This is a genomic window from Ruegeria sp. N10 (assembly GCF_056531545.1).
This window is the reverse complement of sequence record NZ_JBQFLY010000003.1, coordinates 282,760-297,639: the sequence shown is the minus strand read 5'-3', so window position 1 is coordinate 297,639 and position 14,880 is coordinate 282,760. Positions and strand designations below refer to the sequence as shown.

The window sequence follows — 14,880 nt, the reverse complement described above, 5'->3', positions numbered from 1 at the left end:
TTTCCATTCCTGTGAACCTTGTGCCAAACCCGGTAGCGGCATGGATTAATCCCGATCCACACAGCACAATCCGGTCACAGGTCTTGCGGGGCGGGCGGTGCAAGGCTAGGTCCTTGGCAATCAACCTGGAGACCTCATGACCCGCACACCAGAAGAAATCAGCCAACAATTGCTCGATGTTGCTCGCCGGGCAGGCGCAGAAGCGGCAGATGCCATCGTTCTCGAAGGGTCCTCGGTCTCGGTCGATGTGCGGGGCGGCGCACTGGAACATGCGGAACGCTCGGAAGGCGCTGATCTGGGCTTGCGTGTGTTTCTGGGTAAACGCTCAGCCATTGTGTCCAGCTCTGACAGGCGCCCGGAAACCCTTGCGGCGATGGCCGAACGCGCCGTGGCCATGGCAAAAGAAGCGCCCGAAGATCCCTATTCCGGGCTGGCGGACAAAAGCCAACTGGCCTGTGACTGGGATATTCAGTCACTGGAATTGCTGGACACCGCCCCGGCCCCGTCCGCAGAAAGCCTGATGCAGGATGCGCTGGCCGCCGAGGCCGCAGCACTGGCGGTAAAAGGCGTCACGCAGGTGTCGGATGCGGCTGCAAGCTATGGAACGCACCGGGTGCATCTGGCGGCTACAAACGGGTTTTCCGGTGGGTATGAGCGCAGCAGCCGATCCATCTCATGCGTTGCGATCTCGGGTGAAGGCACCGGGATGGAGCGCGACTATGACGGTGACAGCCGGACGTTTCAATCCGACCTGCGCGACGCGGCTGAGATTGGGCGCACAGCAGGGGAACGCGCTGTGCAACAGGTTGGCGCGCGCAAACCGGCGACCGGCAGTTTCCCGGTGTTGCTTGATGAACGTATCTCGTCTTCGCTGATCGGGCATCTTCTGGCCGCCAGCAATGGGGCCGCGATTGCGCGCGGCGCGTCTTGGCTGAAGGATTGCCTGGGGCAAGACGTGCTGCCCGCGCATCTGTCACTGATCGAAGATCCGTACCGCCCGCGTATCTCTGGCTCGCGCCCATTTGATGCCGAAGGTCTGCCCACGCAGCGCCGGGTGATCGTGGAAAACGGTGTCCTGACGGGCTGGACACTGGATCTGTCGAGTGGCCGCAAGTTGGGAATGGACTCAACAGGCAACGCTGCGCGCGGTGTGTCCGGCCCACCCTCACCCAGCAACTGGAACCTGAGCCTTACGCAGGGAACCCGCAGTCGCGACGATCTGTTGCGCGATATGGGCACCGGTTTGCTGGTCACGTCCATGATCGGATCGACGATCAACCCCAATACGGGCGACTATTCCCGTGGTGCATCAGGTTTTTGGGTCGAAAACGGTGTGATCACGCATCCTGTCAACGAATGCACAATCGCAGGCAATCTGCGTGATATGCTGCGGCGGATCATTCCCGCCAATGACGCCCGCCCATATTTGTCGCGCGTGGTCCCGTCGCTGTTGATCGAAGGAATGACACTTGCCGGCAACTGATCTGCCCCTTCTGATTGAGGCCGCGATTGAGGCCGGCAAGATCGCTACACGCTATTCCGGGACGCAGGCACAGCGTTGGGACAAACCCGGTGGCGCCGGTCCGGTGACCGAGGCCGATCTGGCCGTCAACGCGATGCTGGAAGAAAAGCTGTGCGCTGCGCGGCCGGGCTATGGCTGGCTCAGCGAGGAATCCGAGGATTCGCCCGAGCGGTTGAACCGCAGCAACGCCTTTATCGTCGATCCGATTGACGGCACCCGCAGTTTTACCGAAGGCGCGCGCACCTGGGCGCATTCGCTGGCCGTTGCAGTCGATGGCATTGTGACTGCCGCTGTAATCTACCTGCCGATGCGCGACTTGCTTTATGCTGCGGCGCAGGGTCAGGGCGCCACTCTCAACGGGCAAAAGATCACGACATCGAAAACGCCTGAGCTATTGCAATCGCAGGTTCTGGCCGCCAAACCAAATCTGGATGCACAGCACTGGCGCAATCAGAATGTTCCAGCCTTCCACCGCGCATATCGACCCTCGCTTGCCTATCGCATGGCGCTGGTCGCGCAGGGGCGGTTCGACGCCATGCTGACCCTTCGCCCCAGCTGGGAATGGGACATTGCCGCTGGTGATCTGATCATCCGAGAGGCAGGCGGCGTCTGTTCAGACCGTTTGGGTCAACCGCTGATCTTCAACAATGCCCACCCCAGGCTAAATGGCGTTATCGCCGCCAGCACTGCGATCCACGCGCAACTGTCTGCTCAGCTGGACCCGATCGGGCCCGGAATCGGCGCATGAGCAAACCGCGCTCATTAAGCCTTGCCGCTTATCGGGTGCTGTCCTGGAGAATGCGGAACGGCGTTGGTGTAAAAACCGACCTGCCACGCCCCGAAGGCGAGGTCGTGTGGATGCACGTCGCCACGCCAGACCGCCTGCGGGCGGTGAGTGATTTTTGTCGCCGGTTGCTTCAGTCCCGATCAAAGCTGCATTTTCTACTGACCGCTCCGCCGGACGCGGATCTGTCTGCCTGGCCGGAATGCAGCTTTCCCCTGATCAACCTGCCTCAGGAACAGAGCGGGGCCGCGCGTGACTTTATCGAATACTGGCGCCCAGGTATCGGGATTTGGGTCGGCGGTGATTTGATGCCCAACATCATAACCCGAGCCGATGAACAGGCTGTACCCCTTGTGTTGTTTGACGCCCAGTTTACCGTTGCACTGTCCCGGAACGCGCGCTGGCTGCCAGACATAACCAGAGTGACCTTTAGCTGCTTTCGCAAGATACTGACTGCAAATTCTGAAACCGCCCGTCACATCCGGAGACTTGGCATCCCGTTTTCAACAGTCGAAGAATCGCCGCCTTTGCGCATCAGCCCAAATCCAAGACCTTGGCCAGAAGACGAGCTGATCGAAACCAACCACACGCTTGCAGGGCGACCTGTTTGGTTGGCTGCCTGGGTGCAGGACAAAGAGTTTATTTCGGTTCTGACAGCACATCGTCAGGCATTGCGCCTTTTGCACCGGCTGGTTCTTGTACTTCACGTCGCCGACGTTCACGAAGCTGCCCCCCTAAAACGGAGGCTGGAGGCGATGGATCTACGCTGTGTTAACTGGGACGATGGCGACTTGATCGAAGACAGCACGCAGGTCGTTCTGACCGCGGACCCCGAAAACCTGGGGTTGTGGCACCGTGTGTCGGCAGTGACGTTCATGGCCAGTTCACTGGAACGCGGTGCAGGCGGTCAGGACCCGTCCGACGCAATCGCGCTGGGGTCTGCCATAATTTCTGGACCATTCGTGCATCGCCATCACGAGCTTTACGCCCACCTGCAACAGGCAAGCGCAGCCAAGGAGGTCAAGTCAGCAACCGAGTTGGGCGATGCCGTCGTACAGCTTCTGGCACCGGACCGCGCCGCTGACATGGCTTTGGCAGGATGGCAGATAATCACCGAAGGTGCGCCGCAGGCAGACACTCTCATCGAATTGGTGCAGGATATTCTGGACGAGAGGAGCGCAGATCATGCGGGCACCTGAGTTCTGGAACACTCCTCCGGACCAGCCGGATCTGAGGGCGCGGCTGCTGGCCCCGCTGGGCCGCCTTTATGCCGCGGCGACTGCCCGCAGGATTGCCTCGAAATCGGGGGAAAATCCCGGTGTGCCCGTGATCTGCATCGGCAATCTCAATGCAGGTGGAACCGGAAAAACGCCCACCGTCATCTGGACCCTCGAACAGCTGGGCAATGCCTGGCACAAGCCGCATGTCGTGACACGAGGACATGGCGGGTCACTGGAAGGCCCGGTGCAGGTCGATCCAGGCAGGCACACCGCCGCCGAGGTGGGGGACGAGCCGCTGTTGCTGTCGATGTTTGCCGAAGTCTGGGTTGCCAAGGATCGGGCGGCGGGTGCGCGTGCAGCGGCCGCGGCGGGGGCAACAGTGATCGTTCTGGATGATGGTTTTCAGAACCCTTCGGTCGCCAAGGATTTCTCGATTATCGTTGTGGACGCCCAGCGCGGATTTGGAAACGGATTATGCCTGCCAGCCGGTCCACTGCGAGAGCCGGTCGATACCGGCCTGCAACGGGCCGATCTTGTACTGTCCTTGGGTGAAGAGGCGGCACAAAAGGTGTTTGCCAACAACTGGAAAGACCGGTTGACCGTTCCTCATGTCACCGGGGCAGTCGAACCCCTGCAAACCGGCATGGATTGGTCAGAAACGCGTGCGTTGGCGTTTGCAGGAATCGGCTATCCCGAAAAGTTCTTCCAAACCCTACGTCGGTTGGGTGTGGATCTGGTCCGGGCCGAGGCGTTGGACGATCACCAACCGTTGACACAGGCCCTGATGACCCGGCTGGAAAACGAGGCGCGTTTGCTGAGCGCTCAGATGGTCACCACCGAAAAAGACGCCGTTCGCCTGCCGCCCGCTTTCCGAAGCAAGGTGATCACTTTGCCGGTTCGGCTTCAGATTTCAGACGCCGACGTGGTCAGGGACATGCTTTTGAAAACCGTCCCTTCACCAAAGTAACTCAGGCTGGCCCCCGGTGGCGCCAGCCGGGTTCGGGTCAGCTGCCGAGCTCTGCTTCGATCAGCTTTTTGAAGTCCGCGTAGGACTGATTGTCAACTTTCTTGCCGTTCACGATGAAGGACGGGGTTGCCTGAATTCCATCGCGTTCAGCGTTTTCCTGATACCACGCGGCCAATGTCCGCGCCTTGGTGCCATCCTGCAAACAGGCCTCAAGCTGGTCGCCATCAATACCTGCCAGACGACCAATCTTGCGCAGTTCATCGACGATCTCGGCCGGGCCACCTGCGCGCGTCCATTCTGCCTGACCTTCGTAAATCAGATCAGTGATGCCAAAGAATTTCTCGGGGCCGGCACAGCGGGCCACCATCGACGCCCACAGACCGTAGCGATCAAAATAGACCTCACGATAGGTGAACTTGACCTTGCCTGTGTCAATGAAATCCTTCTTGAGCTGTTTATACGCGCTCTTGTGGAAATTCGCGCAATGCGGGCAGGTGTAGGATGCGTATTCGATGATTTCGACAGGCGCCCCTTCAGCCCCCTGAACCATGTCAATGATTGTGGATGTATCCAGGTCCGCCTCTTGCGCCTCGGCGGCACTGACCAGCGGAAAACTTGTGTTGGAATTTGTCAGCGACACCCAATAGCCGCCAGCGGCCACGGCGACGGCCGCACAGATTACGGTTGCAATACGGCTCATTCTCAGCCCTTTCTCAGCGTTTCTGTTTGGATAAAACGTTGCGCCCAAGACGTTCAAGGGCCGCGCGCAAATCTTCATCATTTACACTGCGTGACACTTTGTCTGCCTCGGCAGCAATTTCAGGTGCAATCTCGGGTTTTGCTTGCTTCGGTCTATGGTCGAAACTGGCCTGCCCCTCGGCAAATCCGGTCGGAGCGGTCTGGGTGATCCGGACACGGCTGATGGCATTATAGCCGTAGACCGCGTTCACTTTACCACGCAGCTGTTCCTTCTGCATTTCCAGCATCGGGGCCTGCGGGCCTGTGGTCAGAACGGTCAGGGTCGCGCCGAAACCGCCTTTGCCATAGCCGACACTGACTGGGCGCGCGATGGCGGCGGTATCCTGACCCACGATCTCGGCCCAATGGGTCAACAGACGTGAGACAGCAAAGCCCCGGCTTTCCCCGGCGCGCCTGATCTGGTCATTCAGCAAAGACGCGGTGCGCTTGAACCCGCGGGTTGACGAACGTCTGCGTTGCATCTGGTTTCCAACTCCTGCGCCGCTATTGTAATAGGCAGAACACCGGGTGCCAGCGAAACCTGACAGGGAGACGAATAAAACTTGCGTGATTCCTTTGAATTCACCGCCAGCGCTGCGCTTCTGGAGTGGTATGACCACAACGCTCGCGCCATGCCATGGCGCACAGGACCGGCAGAGCGCGCCGCCGGGGTACGCCCTGACCCCTATCGGATCTGGTTGTCCGAAGTGATGTTGCAACAGACGACTGTAGCAGCGGTGCGGGATTACTTTCTGCGCTTCGTGACACGTTGGCCTACGGTTCAGGCGCTGGCCGCCGCGCCGGATGATCAGGTCATGGGGGAATGGGCCGGTCTTGGCTATTACGCGCGTGCGCGCAACCTCTTGAAATGCGCCCGCGCTGTGACACGGGATCACAATAGTCAGTTCCCCGATAAATATGATGCGCTGCTGACGCTACCCGGCATCGGCCCTTATACCGCTGCGGCAATCTCGGCCATCGCCTTCGATCAGCCTGAAACGGTTCTGGATGGCAATGTCGAACGCGTCATGGCCCGATTTTACGACATCCACGCGCCGCTGCCCGGCTCGAAACCCCTGCTGAAGGAAAAAGCCTCAGCGCTGACACCTTCTACTCGGCCCGGTGATTACGCGCAGGCGGTCATGGATTTGGGGGCCACGATATGCACGCCGAAATCCCCGGCATGTGGCATTTGCCCGCTGCGCGAACCATGCAAAGCGCGGATCGCGGGAACACAGGCTGATCTTCCCCGAAAAACACCGAAAAAGCCCAAACCCACCCGTCGCGGTCACGTTTATATTGTGCGCATGTCAGATGGGGCCATGCTGCTGGAGCGCCGACCGGACAAAGGTCTGCTGGGCGGAATGCTGGGCTGGCCCGGATCGGAGTGGGCTGACGATCCGGTCGAGCACCCCCCGCTTGCGGCAGATTGGAAAATGGTGCCGGGCGAGGTGCGCCACACCTTTACGCATTTTCATCTGATTTTAAGAATCTGGGCCGCAGAAACCACCGGTCAGGATGTTCCCGAACACTTGATCGCAGTGGGAAAGCACAGCTTCCAACCCAGCGACCTGCCCACAGTGATGCGCAAAGCCTATGATCTGTGGAAAGGACAATAAGACCGCTGTGCATTCCTTGGCCTCGCGGCTAGGCTGTTCCCATCTAGCAGGAGCACCAGAGATGACCGCAACAGTCTCGTTGGCACGCTGGCAATCAGCATCACCCTTCTGGGTGTCCCTGCTGTTGATCCCGCTGATCTGGTTCACTGCTTTCGCGGGCGGATGGTGGGTTTTGCTGATCCCGATCTCGACCTGGTGGGTCTTTGCCGTGCTGGACCGGATCACCGGGCTCAACGTGGAAAATGCGGACCCCGAGACGCCGGACGGCGATCTGCAACGGTACATCCTGCTGACCAAGCTTTGGGCACCCCTTCAGTTCCTTACCTTGTTTGGCCTGATCTGGTACGCGAGCCACGGCAGCCAGCTTTCGACGCCTGAGAAAATCGGCCTGTTCTTTGGCATGGGTGTTATCTCGGGTACGGTCGGTATCAATTACAGCCACGAGCTGATGCATCAGAAAAGCCGTTGGGAACGCTGGCTGGGCGATATCCTTCTTGCCATGGTGCTTTATTCTCATTTTCGGTCCGAGCATCTGCTGGTCCATCACCGTTATGTAGGAACGCCACGCGATCCGGTGACGGCGCGATACAACGAAGGGTTTCACCGCTTTTACCCTAGGGTGTTGCGGCAAAGTCTGGTCTCGGCCTTCAACGCCGAACGCGGAAAACTGGCCCGCAAGGACCGACCCTGGACCGACCGCTCCAACCCGTTCTGGCGTTACTGGGCGTTGCAATTGGGGATGCTGGCACTGGCGTCGCTGATCGGAGGCTGGTCAGGTCTGGCCCTTTTTCTGTTGCAGGCCGGTGTCGCGATCTGGCAGCTGGAATTGGTCAACTACGTGGAACATTACGGCCTGACCCGGAAACATCTGGGGGACGGGCGGTATGAACACGTCCTGCCCAGGCATTCCTGGAACGCATCACAGAAGGCTTCAAACTGGTTGCTGATCAATCTGCAACGCCATTCGGATCACCACTACAAACCAAACCGCCGGTTTCCGCTGCTTCAACACCACACGCCCGAAAAGGCACCGCAACTGCCCTATGGCTATCCCGTCATGACTGTGGCTGCGATGATCCCACCGCTGTGGCGGCGGGTCATGAACCCGCGGGTCCGGGAATGGCGACGCCAGTACTACCCCGAGATCACCGATTGGCACGCCTATAACAAGGCCCTGAACCCGGTACCTGATGCGTAACCGATGCGCAGCCCTGCCCATCAGGCTCGGCGCTTAGGGTGCTGTTCTGGTGGGGTGTACGGTCCTCAGCCTTTCATCACCCAGATATCCATCGGTGTTTCCACGCCGCGCACGGATTGATCGGTAAGCTCTGCAAAACCAGTCATGGCGACCGACGCAGACTGGTTTTCCTCTGCAATCCGCACGCGCACGGCATCACTGACCACGATACGCGCCTGCAAATCACGCGTCAGCGCCTCGAGCTTGGCTGCGACGTTGACGGCATTCCCGATGACAGCAAATTCAAGCCGGTTCGCACCAATGTCGCCCAATACGACCGAGCCATAATGCACCCCAATCCCGACGCGGATTTCCGGCTCTCCCGTCCGGCGGCGGTCCAGGTTCCATCGATCAATCACGCCGACCATCGCGCGTGCGCATCCCAGCGCATTGCTCGCGTCCAGCGGTGTAGGCACCGGGGTGCCAAAGGTCGCCATCAGACCATCCCCCAGATACTTGTCCAGGGTTCCGTGGTGGCGAAAAACCTCGGTTTCCATGCGGGCGTGAAAGCCTCGCAGCACTTCGATCACATCATAGGGGTCACGCCCGGCCGCGTATTTTGTAAACCCGACGATGTCGATGAACAGAACGGCCACATTCTCTTTTCGGACCCGTTTCAGCGGCTCGTCATTCTGGCTCAGCTCCTCTACCACGTTGGGCGAGAAATAGCGTGACAGGTTGGCCCGTTCCCGTTCCAGCCCTGCGTTGCTCATTAATAGCCGGTTCAGCCGCTGCATCGAAATGCCCAAAGTCACGGCCACCATCATGAACACGATCACCTGCTGGATGCGCAGAGGCGCCATGAAACTGTTCGGATCCAGAAGCTCGGCAACATCTGGGTAGCCTTGCAGGGCGGCTGCAACTTTTTCGCTGATCCCCGGAATAGGCGTTGCGACCCACGACGCAACGATCCAACCGATCGTCCACATAATCGCCGTCCAGGTTCCGATGGCGATCACGGTCCGCCAAGAATAAGCCAACGTGCCTGCGGCCAGAATGACGAAGAAGTACTGAAAGTTGTCGAACCGGTATTGCATGGCCAATGGCCTGACATCATCGCTGAAGGGATTGGGCACGATCATCCCGAGCGTCATGATCAGCAGGTCGACGAAAATCAAAAACAACTCGCCCCGCGATTGCCCGACACGACCTGCACGGCGGATCAACCACCCGTTGCCGCAGATCAGCAGCAGAATGAAGTGATACCAAAGCACCTCCCATTGCGGGTTCAGAAAAATGAGCAGCACCGCAGTCAGCGCCATCGCCACCCATCGCGCACGCACAGCCAGTTCCAGACCCTCGCGCTTGTGCCGTTCCAACGCAGCCTCGGTATATTTGTTGTCCAGATCAAACGCATCGGGCTGGGTGAAAAACAGGCTTCGGCGGGGCTGTGCGGTCGTCTCGGTCATGGCTGTGGTCTTTCTTGCGGAGGCTAGGCAGCCTTATGCAATCACTGTTGAAGGCAAAACAAAAGACCCCGCCGGTTGATCGGCGGGGCAAGGTATAGTGCCATGTGTCAGGCCACAGGCACCGGCGGTGTTCGTGAATTCAGTTGTGCATTTCTGCGCGGATCTGTTGCCGCAGGATATCAATCGGTACGGTCTTGCCGTCCCGTTTGAAGCACCAGTATGTCCAGCCGTTGCAGGACGGTGCGTTTTCCAGATGCGCGCCGACCTGATGGATTGACCCTTTGACATTGTCGCCCACCAGCGTTCCGTCCGCACGCACCTTTGCCTTGTGGCGCTGGTTCATGGAATAAAGCTCTTCACCCGGGCGCAACATCCCGCGTTCGACCAGCTGGCCGAATGGCACGCGTGGCTCGGCACGTTTGCTGGCGCTGACTTCCAGAGCTTCGCGATCAAACTTGCGGACCTTGGCGATGCGTTTTTCAGCCACCTTGCGATAGCTTTCCTCTCGCTCGATACCAATGAACTCGCGCCCCAACATCTTGGCGACGGCCCCGGTGGTTCCGGTACCAAAGAACGGGTCCAGCACCACATCGCCGGGGTTGGTCGAGCCGACCAGCACGCGGTGCAACAGCGATTCCGGTTTTTGCGTCGGATGCGCCTTGTCGCCGTTTTCGTCCTTCAGGCGCTCATGCCCGGTGCAGATCGGCAGCACCCAGTCGCTGCGCATCTGCACACCTTCGTTCAGAGCTTTCAGCGCCTCATAGTTGAAGGTGTATTTCGCGCCTTCGCGCTTGGACGCCCAGATCATCGTTTCATGCGCATTGGTGAACCGCTTGCCGCGAAAATTCGGCATCGGGTTCGACTTACGCCACACAACATCGTTCAGGATCCAGTATCCGGCATCCTGCAGCGCTGACCCCACGCGGAAAATGTTGTGATAAGACCCGATCACCCAGATCGCACCATTGGGTTTCAGCAGACGATGTGCCGCCTTCAGCCATTCGCGCGTAAACTGGTCATACGCCCCGAAGCTTGCGAACTGATCCCAATGATCATCCACCGCATCGACCTGCGAATTATCCGGACGATGCAACTGACCTTTCAATTGCAGGTTATACGGCGGGTCCGCAAAAATCAGATCCACGGACGCCTCGGGTAGACTGTTCATCACATCGATGCAGTCCCCGGAGAGAATCGTGTTTAAAGGGAGCGCTTTTGCGCCCTTTTTGGTGGTTGTTGTCATATCACTGCCTCAAGTGTCCACGGCGCTTTTGCGCTCATTTGGTTGAGACAAGGATGAGTCAAAGTCGATTCGCCGTCAAATTCTTTTTTGAATCAGCAACTTACGATTTACTCTTGATACAAGATATTGTGCACCGGTTTGAACGAACGCCTATGGTGTGGGGTCACGCCAAGATTTCGCAGCGCTTCCTTGTGTTGTTTTGACGGATAGCCCGCGTTGGTTTCCCACCCATAACCCGGATGCTGTTGCGCTAAATCCACCATCACCTGATCGCGCCAGTTTTTCGCCAGGATCGAAGCAGCCGCGATCGACACCGATCGTGCATCGCCCTTCACAACGGCCTGTGACGGAATTCTCAGACCCTGCGGTATCAGGTTGCCATCAATCAGCAGAAAATCAGGTGCCGGGGTCAACGCCTCTACCGCGCGCATCATCGCCAAGTGCGACGCCCTCAGAATATTGACCTCATCAATTTCGGCTACAGAAGCTTCGGCTACCGCGAACTCAGCAGTGTTTCGAATCTCAGCGTCCAGCGCAGCCCGGCGTTTTGCGGTCAGCTTTTTCGAGTCATTCAGGCCGTCAGGAAAGTGCTTCGGGTTCAGAATCACGGCGGCAGCCACAACCGGCCCGGCCAATGGGCCGCGCCCGACCTCATCCACACCGGCGATACGGATGTGGCCCATGTCCAGCAGCGCCTGCTCAAGTTCGAAGTTTGGCATTGTCATTCCCTTGGAAAACCGCGTTTCGCGTAGCACCGCAAGAAGAAAAGAGAGGACGGTCCACACCACCCTCTCTCTCACGGCACTTCTTTGGCACCGTTCCTGCTCAACCCAAACTACTGATAAACGACGCGGTATCCCTTCTGGCGCAGGCATGCAGGTTCATAGGCCTGCCTGACCTTTTTGCCATTCCAGAAACCGACCTTGCACTCTTGCGGCAGGCTATTGGCATGTTTGTAATGTTTCTCGAGACATTTCGGCCCAAGCAGCGGATGATCCTGCGAATACCCATCATAGGTGCGCAGGCAGCGCTGGGGCAGGTCGTACCGCGCCACATGCGGCGGTAACGGGCGCACTTGCTGCGCCACATATGGTGTATGGGTATAGGTCTGTTGACGCGTCGCCCGGTCCTTTTTCTTTTCCTTGTTATAGTAATGAACACCGGCACCTATAATTGCGATGGCCGCAAGCCCCCCTAGAATGTCCTTTGCGTCGGCCGCCTTCGCCTGAGAAGCTGAAACACCGGTAATCGCAACTGCGGTTGCAATGATCAAAGCGATGAATTTCTTATGCATGATGCCTGTCCTTTCGGATGTTCGTGCGACCGTATGACGGACCGCGTGCTGATTGCCCTGAAAGTGGGGACACCTGCCCCAGACAAGCAATAACGGCCCGGTGTTATCGGATATCAGGTGCCGCAATCCCCTTGAGTTATTGAATATCGTGGCAACTCATGCGCAGGATGCGGCCTATGAAACAGATCCTCTCTTCTCTGACCTTTGCGGCCCTGTTATCGCTTGGTTCTGCTGCGACAGCGGCAGATTGTTATGCGGACTACAAAGCCAAGAAGGACAACCCGCTGCGTTTGCATTACGGCGTTATGCAGGTCACAAACTGCGACAAGGGGCAGGCCCGGGCAGAAATCGCCCAGCGCCTGAACGCATCAGGTTGGACCTTGCTTGAAGTGCAGTCCGTTTTCGGGCCGGAAGGGTTGGATCAGAGGAAAGGCAATGCCGGACAATTCTATCTCCGTTTCTGATGCACGCCGGTCGGGTGTCCGCCTGGTTGTGCTGGGCATCGCGGCCATTGTCGTCATTCTGATCACCGCTGCCGTTTTCCTGTTCTGGACCTTGCCGGACGCAAATGCGTTCAACGCTCGTGTCGAACGGCTGTTTGTCGAGGCCGATCTGACGTCACAGACCGAGATTCGCCTGCTTGAAATTCTGGCCCAATCGGGCACCGCCTTTGCTGACACCCTGTCCAGTTACCGGATGGTGATCTATGTGTTGCTGGTTTTTGCCAGCGCGATGATGATCTCGGCGTTGGTCTTTCTGGTGATGCTGGTCTTGTTGAACCGGCGCATGGCGCAGATCGAACGTACCGGCATTCAGGTGACGTCGCTGCTGATCAGTCGCGAAGAAAACACTGTCTACCTTAACAACATGGATTTCAAACTGACACCCGCCGCCATGGAAACCCTGTCGATTCTGGCGGAATCCCGGTTGGATGACGAGGTGTTGTCCGGCGCCCAGATCGAGGCCATGATTTCCGGTCGCGATGCTGCCGATTGTGACGAAGCCGCTGGCGCAACACGGATCAAACGGTTGCGCGATGCGCTTGGCAACCAGATGGTTAGCGAACTGCTGGTCAAGAATATTGCCAAGAAGGGGTACATGCTGTCGATCGAGAAGGACGTCATTCAAATGGTCTGATGTTTTGACGCGTCGCTCGCACCCGGTAAATTCCCGTTGCAGCCTCTTGGAATGTCAGATGGAAAGCCCCATTCTAAACAAACCCCAGGCAGAGGAGGTCGCTTATGAACGTCCACGCCGCGCCACAGATGAATGGATATGGAATCTCGGTTGAGTCGCTGGATGGCAGGATTGCCATTTACCGGAACGACATTCTTTTGGCTGAAAGCACAAACGCAAAGGTGATGTATGAAACGCGTTTGCCGCCAACGATTTACGTTCCCCGCGCAGATGTATGTGTGGATCTGAGCGAAGAAACAGACCTGCAAACATTCTGCCCGTTCAAAGGCACCGCCACTTACCACGACATCCAACTGGCCTCGGGGCCTCTGACCAATTCCGTCTGGGCTTATGAACAAGCCCTGCCGGAAAGCGCGGATATCCGGGGATGTATCGGGTTTGTGTCCGGCGCCTACACCCGGATTGACCTGGGGGACAATCGCCTGCGCGAGCCGGACGACGGCAATATCAGCGGACCTCTGATCGACTGGCTGATGCGCGGTGCTTCGGCCGCGACCACTCCCGAAAGCTTTACCAAGGCATTGGCCGAGAAGATGCTGGAGCACGGCATTGCCATCCAGCGGCTGAGCATTCTGGCATGGTCCTTGCACCCCCTAATCGCGGGCAAACACTATATCTGGGAAAAGGATCAGGACGAGATTCTGACCCGCGCCCCGACCTACGAAATCTATGATCACCCGGCTTTCATCAACAGCCCGTTGCGCCATGTCTCGAACGGGTTAGGCGGCGTACGGCAAAGGCTGAACGACGATAACCCGCATAACAGCTTCCCGATCATGGAGGAGTTGCGGGACAAGGGTGCCACCGACTATGTCGCGATGCCGTTGCCCTTTTCTGACGGGCGAACCAACGTTCTGACCCTGACCTGTGACCACCCCAACGGCTTCACCACCGAGAATCTGGGCCTTGTATTCGAATGCTCCTCGGTAATCGCACGCTTTTACGAAGTGTTCATGCAACGCGAGAATGCGCAGGTTTTGCTGGAAACATATGTTGGAAAACGCTCTGGCGCACGCGTTCTGGGGGGCGAGATCCGACGCGGTGACGGGGATGAGATCGACGCGGCAATCATGTTCTGTGACCTCCGCAACTCGACAAGCCTCGAAGAGAAACTGGGGCGGGGCACGTATATCAGTGTTTTGAACGAGTTCTTTGAAACCGTCTCGGGTATCGTTCACGAGAACGAAGGCGAAGTTCTGAAATTCATTGGTGACGCTGTTCTGGCGGTATTCCCGGCAACCGATGAAAACGCCAGCGCGGCCCGTGCCAACGCACAGCGCTCGGCAATCAAGATCGTCGAAACATTGGGTGAGTTGCGCAAAGCAGGTACGGGCATACATTGCGACTGTTCGATTGGTGTGGCTTATGGGCGCGTCACCTATGGCAATGTGGGCTCTCGTGAACGTCTTGATTTTACGGTTATTGGACAAGCGGCCAACATAGCAGCGCGGTTGGGCGAATATGGGAAAACCGAAGGGCATCGCATAGTCGTTTCCGAAGATATCGAGCCTGCCTGTTCTAACGCTATACCGTTAGGCGCGGTCAACCTGCACAACGTGTCTCGACCCGTTGTATGCTACGCTTTGCACACCACGGCCGACGAGATTTTGAACGGTTAACATGTGGTTTGTGCAGGTTAAACGAGAGACG

15 protein-coding genes are annotated in these 14,880 nt (G+C 58.1%); 9 read left to right on the top strand and 6 right to left on the bottom strand.

Annotation, left to right across the window (positions count from 1 at the left end; translation table 11 throughout):
- Positions 1-136: 136 nt before the first annotated feature.
- From ACR0JI_RS07050 to lpxK, 4 genes are read left to right on the top strand one after another with little or no spacing between them, the layout of a single operon-like run.
- The gene (locus tag ACR0JI_RS07050) at positions 137-1,483 is read left to right on the top strand and encodes a TldD/PmbA family protein (RefSeq protein ID WP_480493889.1); all 1,347 of its coding nucleotides are present in this window, start codon (positions 137-139) and stop codon (positions 1,481-1,483) included.
- Entirely contained in the window at positions 1,470-2,270 is an 801-nt protein-coding gene (locus ACR0JI_RS07045; RefSeq protein WP_480493890.1) for an inositol monophosphatase family protein, read from the top strand. Before ACR0JI_RS07050 ends, ACR0JI_RS07045 begins: the two co-directional genes overlap by 14 nt.
- A complete protein-coding gene (locus ACR0JI_RS07040) occupies positions 2,267-3,505 on the top strand; it encodes a 3-deoxy-D-manno-octulosonic acid transferase (RefSeq protein ID WP_480493891.1) in 1,239 nt (412 codons plus the stop codon). Before ACR0JI_RS07045 ends, ACR0JI_RS07040 begins: the two co-directional genes overlap by 4 nt.
- Positions 3,492-4,493, top strand: a complete 1,002-nt coding sequence (gene lpxK / locus ACR0JI_RS07035) for a tetraacyldisaccharide 4'-kinase (protein WP_480493892.1) — start codon at positions 3,492-3,494, stop codon at positions 4,491-4,493. Before ACR0JI_RS07040 ends, lpxK begins: the two co-directional genes overlap by 14 nt.
- Before the next feature lie 37 nt (positions 4,494-4,530).
- Here the strand turns inward: lpxK and ACR0JI_RS07030 are convergent, their stop codons facing one another.
- Together ACR0JI_RS07030 and ACR0JI_RS07025 are read right to left on the bottom strand one after the other, a co-directional pair.
- Positions 4,531-5,193 carry a DsbA family protein gene (locus ACR0JI_RS07030; RefSeq protein ID WP_480474161.1) on the bottom strand — a complete coding sequence of 221 codons (663 nt, stop codon included), beginning with the start codon at positions 5,191-5,193 and terminating at the stop codon, positions 4,531-4,533.
- 13 nt (positions 5,194-5,206) lie between these two features.
- Positions 5,207-5,713, bottom strand: a complete 507-nt coding sequence (locus tag ACR0JI_RS07025; protein WP_209504997.1) for a DUF721 domain-containing protein — start codon at positions 5,711-5,713, stop codon at positions 5,207-5,209.
- Positions 5,714-5,794: 81 nt separating this feature from the next.
- Between ACR0JI_RS07025 and mutY the strand changes: the two genes are divergently transcribed.
- Together mutY and ACR0JI_RS07015 are read left to right on the top strand one after the other, a co-directional pair.
- Positions 5,795-6,850 carry an A/G-specific adenine glycosylase gene (gene mutY / locus ACR0JI_RS07020; RefSeq protein WP_480493893.1) on the top strand — a complete coding sequence of 352 codons (1,056 nt, stop codon included), beginning with the start codon at positions 5,795-5,797 and terminating at the stop codon, positions 6,848-6,850.
- A 61-nt stretch (positions 6,851-6,911) separates the two neighbouring features.
- Complete coding sequence (locus ACR0JI_RS07015; protein WP_480493894.1) at positions 6,912-8,048, top strand: alkane 1-monooxygenase; 1,137 nt, start codon at positions 6,912-6,914, stop codon at positions 8,046-8,048.
- A gap of 65 nt (positions 8,049-8,113) precedes the next feature.
- Here ACR0JI_RS07015 and ACR0JI_RS07010 read toward each other — a convergent pair whose 3' ends face one another.
- The 4 genes from ACR0JI_RS07010 to ACR0JI_RS06995 form a co-directional block, all read right to left on the bottom strand.
- Positions 8,114-9,496 (bottom strand): adenylate/guanylate cyclase domain-containing protein, encoded by a 1,383-nt coding sequence (locus ACR0JI_RS07010; RefSeq protein ID WP_480493895.1) that lies wholly within the window; start codon positions 9,494-9,496, stop codon positions 8,114-8,116.
- Between the two features lie 139 nt (positions 9,497-9,635).
- A complete protein-coding gene (locus ACR0JI_RS07005; protein WP_209505001.1) occupies positions 9,636-10,739 on the bottom strand; it encodes a site-specific DNA-methyltransferase in 1,104 nt (367 codons plus the stop codon).
- Between the two features lie 107 nt (positions 10,740-10,846).
- A complete protein-coding gene (locus ACR0JI_RS07000; RefSeq protein WP_480474167.1) occupies positions 10,847-11,464 on the bottom strand; it encodes a ribonuclease HII in 618 nt (205 codons plus the stop codon).
- A gap of 110 nt (positions 11,465-11,574) precedes the next feature.
- Entirely contained in the window at positions 11,575-12,033 is a 459-nt protein-coding gene (locus tag ACR0JI_RS06995) for a hypothetical protein (RefSeq protein WP_480493896.1), read from the bottom strand.
- A 176-nt stretch (positions 12,034-12,209) separates the two neighbouring features.
- Here ACR0JI_RS06995 and ACR0JI_RS06990 point away from each other — a divergent pair, with 176 nt between their 5' ends.
- The 3 genes from ACR0JI_RS06990 (at position 12,210) to ACR0JI_RS06980 (ending at position 14,849) form a co-directional block, all read left to right on the top strand.
- Entirely contained in the window at positions 12,210-12,497 is a 288-nt protein-coding gene (locus tag ACR0JI_RS06990; protein WP_209505003.1) for a hypothetical protein, read from the top strand.
- A complete protein-coding gene (locus ACR0JI_RS06985; RefSeq protein WP_267365085.1) occupies positions 12,469-13,170 on the top strand; it encodes a winged helix-turn-helix domain-containing protein in 702 nt (233 codons plus the stop codon). The genes ACR0JI_RS06990 and ACR0JI_RS06985 overlap by 29 nt, the downstream gene beginning before the upstream one ends.
- A gap of 104 nt (positions 13,171-13,274) precedes the next feature.
- Positions 13,275-14,849: a DUF427 domain-containing protein gene (locus ACR0JI_RS06980; RefSeq protein ID WP_480493897.1), complete on the top strand. Its 1,575-nt coding sequence runs from the start codon at positions 13,275-13,277 to the stop codon at positions 14,847-14,849.
- The last annotated feature ends 31 nt before the right edge of the window (positions 14,850-14,880 follow it).